This window comes from Streptomyces sp. P5F9 (genome assembly GCF_057961495.1).
Genome location: NZ_JBXVPZ010000860.1, coordinates 1 through 1753 on the forward strand (window position 1 = coordinate 1; position 1753 = coordinate 1753).

At 68.1% G+C, this 1753-nt stretch carries 1 protein-coding gene; it reads right to left on the reverse strand.

Features of this window, described 5'->3' with window-relative positions; genetic code table 11:
• Nucleotides 1–126 precede the first annotated feature (126 nt).
• Nucleotides 127–1753: outer membrane protein assembly factor BamB family protein (locus AC31A1_RS50935; RefSeq protein ID WP_489659836.1), on the reverse strand; the 1627-nt coding region annotated here is incomplete at its 5' end.

The following is a 1753-nucleotide window of genomic DNA, read 5'->3' on the forward strand; positions in this document are numbered from 1 at the left end:
CCCGCGCCCTTCATGCCCCCGGAAGCTACACGCTTGTTCGACGTTGCGCTGCCCCTACTGGAGAGAAGTGCCCCAGATCGACGGACTTTTTCGCATTCCTGGCATTCGGGGGTGATGGGGGTGAAGTCAGCTTGTTGTGCCGAAGGCGATCGCCAGGTCCTTGTCGCCCGTCGACGATGACGACGGCTTGTCCGCGTAGACCGTCGACATGTAGAGGTGGCCCTCCGCGTAGAGGATCTCCGCGTAGTCCGGCAGGAACGTGGTCTCCGTCCCCCGTACCGTCTCCGTGCTCGGGTTCTCCAGCAGCTTCGTCTCCTTGAAGGAGGTGCCGTCGATGCTGACGATCTGGCCGCCCTTGTCGTAGGGCGGGGACTTGTAGGCGATGACGTTGCTGCCGTCCATGCGCAGCGGGGTGATCGTGTAACCGTCGCCCGCGTCGGCGCGCTGGCCGGTCTGCTTGCCGGTGGCGAGGTCGAAGGCGACGATCTCGTTGGTCTGGCTGTAGGAGTCGCCGGAACCGTCGTGTTCTTCGGTGGGCACGTACAACCGGTCGTTGCCCACGGCCAGTTCGGTGCAGTACTCGACGCGCGTGATGCCGTCGCAGCGGGCCGCGTACTGCTTGCCCGGCGCCGGGATGTGCGAGCGCAGCGCGCCCGTCTTGTTGTCGATGGAGAAGAAGTCCGAGATGCCGCTGCCGTCGCCCGCGCTGTCGCCGACGTCCGCCGCGACGACCAGCGGGTCGGTCGACACGATGCTCGCGTACTCGATGCCCTCGGCCATCTTGTAGTCCGAAATCACCTTCCCGGAGACCGGGTCGATGGTCTGGATGTGGAGGACGGGCGCGTCGTACGTTCCGCACCTGCGCACAGCGACCAGCTTGGCGCCGCCGCCGTAGCCGGCGTCGTAGCAGTCGGCGGCCTTCGGGCTCCACAGGACCTTGCCGGTGGAGATGTCGAAGGCGGCGCCGCCGTCGGTGCTGCCCACGGCGACGGTGTTCGCGCTGACGGTGACGTTCCCGAAACTGATCGGCTGGTCACCGGAGTTGGCGGTCTTCGTCCACAGCTTGGTGCCGGTGTTCAGGTCGATCGCGGCGATCTGGCTGCAGCCGTGCGAGGGCTTGTCCTTGGTCGGCATGGCGGGCTCGTAGAGGATGGCCGTCTTGCCGTCGGTGGTGGTGTGCTTCGTGGCCTGGCAGACCGGACCCGGGAGTTTGATCGTCCATTGCTTGGCGCCCGTGTCGCGGTTGTAGCCGACGACCTCGGCGCTGCCGCTCTTCGCGTACACCTTGTCGGTGAGCCAGGAGCCGGAGGTCACCATGGTGTCGCTGACCTTGGGCATCGGGACCTCGAAGAGGACCTTGGACGCGGTGTCGGCCGGCACCTTCTCCTTGCCGCCGGACGTGGTGCCGCCCTTGCCGTTCGTACTGCCCGTGCCGCCCGTGCTGCCGCCGGCGGTCGCGGTCTTCTTCGTGTCGTCGTCCTTGTCGCCGGACGAGGACGCGTACCAGATCCCGCCGCCCACGATCAGCGCGATCGCCACGACAGCGGCGGTGATGATCACCGCGGGCGCCCCGAACTTCCGCCCGCCACCGCCCGGTTGGCCCGGCTGCGGGTGCAGCGGCACGGTCGGCTGGCCCGGGTAGCCGTAACCAGGCTGCTGGCCATAGGGGTTGGGCTGCTGACCGTACGGCTGCTGCGGCTGGGCGTACGGGTTCGGCTGCTGGCCCGGGTAGCCGTAGCCGGGCGGCGGGGCC